Source organism: Methanosphaera sp. A6, assembly GCF_001729395.1.
Classification (GTDB): Archaea; Methanobacteriota; Methanobacteria; order Methanobacteriales; family Methanobacteriaceae; genus Methanosphaera; species Methanosphaera stadtmanae.
The window spans coordinates 1-3610 of sequence record NZ_MAIF01000038.1 but is presented as its reverse complement, the minus strand read 5'-3'; the positions used below and the strand labels follow the sequence as shown (position 1 = coordinate 3610).

Genomic DNA, 3610 nt, shown 5'->3' with positions numbered 1-3610 from the left:
AACACATACTTCACAAACAACAAAGCAACAATAGGTGGTAGTATATATAATATAAACACCACAAAACTAGAGATAATAGACTCAAATTTTATAAACAATACAGCATATGACTCAATAATATACATTCAAACAGAACATGAAAGCTTAATAAACAACACTTTATTATCAAACAACACAGTCTATGAAAATCTAATTACAAGTAAAGCTACACTTACAATAAATAATACAAAAATATACAACAATACTCAAAAAAACATGTTAAATACAGACAACACCATTCTATCATATAGTACTATAGAAAAAAACATAATAAATACAATAAGTACAAATAAAAATAATCTACAACTACTACATAACCTAATATCCCATAATAACATGGAAACTATCATTGAAAACTACCAACAACTCATCTTACATAATAATACAATAACATATAATAACATTACAAAAAAAGGAATCTACAATAATGGAAGTACATATATAATAGAAAATATTTTTAAAAACAATATAATATATGATAAAGCACTTATATTATCATCTAATATAAATACAACAGTAAAATACTCAACATTCTATAATAACAAAGTATTAGATCTATTTATTGGATTTGAAAATAGATTTATAGAAGTTAATAATAACAAATACATCAAAAATAATCTACGAAATACAACACTAAATATAACTTCAATAAAAAATCCTAAAAATCCAATGAACATAACAATAGATGGAAAAATCATTTTAAATCCAATATACAATACAACAGTTACAAGAGGAAATATTGATATAATCTATGAAAACATGACAATTAAAACATTAGATATTATTAATGGTAGTTTTAATACAGATGTTATTCTAAATAAAACCAAAAATAACACTCTACTATTCTATTACAATGGATTTGATGATTATAGTCCCACAAATACAACATACAATATAACAATAGAAATACCAGTGTATGAAATAATACTAGACACACCAAAAAACTACACATATAAAGATACAATTCAATACAGAATAAAAATTAAAAATATAGGCTATGAAACAGGGTATGATCTTATAGTAAACAACATACTACCATATAATTTACGACTTATTAATTCAAGTAGTGATTATAATATAATAAATAATACATGGCACATACCTAAATTAAAATCAATGGAAAATACAAGTATTATAATAAATTCCATTAGTACAAACAAAGAAGACATTAATATCACCATAAACATATATAACTTTCTAAATAATGAAAATACAACTACAACTAAGATAATTAAATATTTAGAACCAAAATATATCGTAGATATTCCAGAATATACTAATGTGCTTCTTGGAAATATTATGGAATATGAAATAAACATAACAAATATTGGAAAAATAACAGGTAATAATATAACTATTTCATATATACTAGAAAATAACAATGAAATTATAAATAAAAGAATATGGACTATAAATCATCTAAATCCAGGTGAAATGAAAAAAATAAGCTATATCATAATTATTAAAAATTATGGTACATATAATGGAATTGTCAATATAACAGACTCATATAATACAACAACCCATAAAACCTTCAACTACTCTGTCTATAGGGCATATATTAGTCTAAAGAAGATATTATCATATCCAGGAAATATAATCAATATTACAGCAAACATATATAATCTAAATTTAGAGTTAAATGCAACCATTATTTTCAAAATAAATAAAGTATCAATTAGAAATCATGAAATTAAAATAGAAAATAATAGTATTACTCTTCTAAATTATAAAATTAAAGATACTTTTCAAAGAAGAAATTATGATATTGAAATTAAATATCATCAAAAAACATCCAATATTTATCTATACAACACCACCATATTAACATTAAATAAATACAAAGTTAAAAGTTACATAGCTCCAATAACAGTAAAATCTGGAAAATATATTAATATAACAGTAAAATTATTTGATGAAAATAATAATAAAGTATATGGTGGAAGAGCCATATTAAAGATAAATAATAAAACAATAAGATATAAGAATGGGAATATTATCTTTTTAAATGTAAATAATTCAACAGTAACCCTAAATAACTACCAAATACCACATACTTTTAAAAAGAAAAAATATACTCTTGATTTAGTATATAGTGGAAGTAGCAGATATTATTCTAATAGAAATAGTACAGTTTTAACACTAATAAAACAGAAACTCTATGTTAGTATAAAAACAAGAACTTCAAAAAATATTATTCTAAAAGGAGAAAAAACAAATAAACTCACTTATAATGGAAATATAATTTTGAAAATAAATAATAAAATTATAAGTAACAATATATCCCCAACTAAAATCAATACTACATTTATATTACCTATAATCAATAATAAAAATATTACTGTTTGTTACTCTGGAAATGAAGTATATATTCCATACAAATATACTGTTGACTATAATCAATATGGAAAAAACATAATCTAAAAAAAAATGATATTTTAGAAAAGAATCATATAATTAAAAATAGTATTACAATAAATATGGAACTTTTCCATTCCATATATTTTTTTTAAATAAATATATAAACTTCCCCCATTAATATAATACTAAGAATATATTTTGGAGGATACATAAATGATTATAGTAAATGCAACAATCAATCCAAAAGAAAACAAAAAAGAAAACATAATCCAAAAAGCTGAAGCTTTAATTAAAGCATCAAGAAATCATGAGGGAAATATAAGTTACAACTTATATGCAGATAGTGAAACTGATACATTATTATTTGTTGAAAAATGGGAAACTAAAGAATCTCTACAAAAACATATGGAAACAGAAGAATTTTTAGCATTTGGACAAGAAACTAAAGATTTAATTGATGGAGAATTAGAAGTAGAGGTTTATTTAGCCCAACTTGTATCTGATAATTCATAAAAAGATAAAATTATTTTTTATCTTCAATTTCTATTTTTCTTTTAAATTCTTTCATTAATTCTGAAATAATATATGAATCATCCAATGGATTATCTACTGCAACTTTAACTAAAACTTCAACACCCTCTTCTGTCATATTTTTTACAAAAATTTTATATTTAGGATCTTTTAATATTAATGTACTTTTCTCTAGTATTTGTGTCATTTGTTCTATTTTTTCATCAAGAATATATTCATTTTTTAAAAAAACAGTGAATGATTCTATATAATATCCATTTCTAGTGTAGTTTACAAAGGGTTTTGTTGAAAATAATATATTTGGAATAATTATTAAACCAGCTTTTGAACGTAGCTGTACAGCTTTTAATCCAATTTTATCTACTTGGCCCTTTTGATTATCAATTTCAATCATATCATCAACTTGGAATTTTTTTTCTATAAATATAATTAAACCTGAAATAACATTTGATAATGTGTCTTTTGCGGCAAGACTCATTGCTACACTTACTAAACCTAAACTTACAAATAATGAATGTATATTTATGCCCATTACATCAAGACATGCTAGAAATATTATTATAAATACACAGTATCTTATTAATTTTAGTAAAGACAATATTGAAGTTTCCTCAAAAGAATTGGATTTACTTAGTTTTAACACAGTCTTTGTTACTATATTTAATATAATTAATGGAAC

General features: G+C 22.3%; 3 protein-coding genes. 2 read left to right on the top strand and 1 reads right to left on the bottom strand.

Annotation, left to right across the window (positions count from 1 at the left end):
• The coding region (locus A9758_RS01155) for a DUF11 domain-containing protein (RefSeq protein WP_143740848.1) at positions 1-2463 on the top strand (2463 nt) is incomplete at its 5' end.
• A gap of 150 nt (positions 2464-2613) precedes the next feature.
• Positions 2614-2913: a putative quinol monooxygenase gene (locus A9758_RS01150; RefSeq protein WP_011406568.1), complete on the top strand. Its 300-nt coding sequence runs from the start codon at positions 2614-2616 to the stop codon at positions 2911-2913.
• Between the two features lie 10 nt (positions 2914-2923).
• On the opposite strand, the gene A9758_RS01145 is transcribed toward A9758_RS01150, so the two are convergent.
• Positions 2924-3610 (bottom strand): mechanosensitive ion channel family protein (locus A9758_RS01145; protein ID WP_069776314.1); only part of this gene is annotated, 687 nt, incomplete at its 5' end.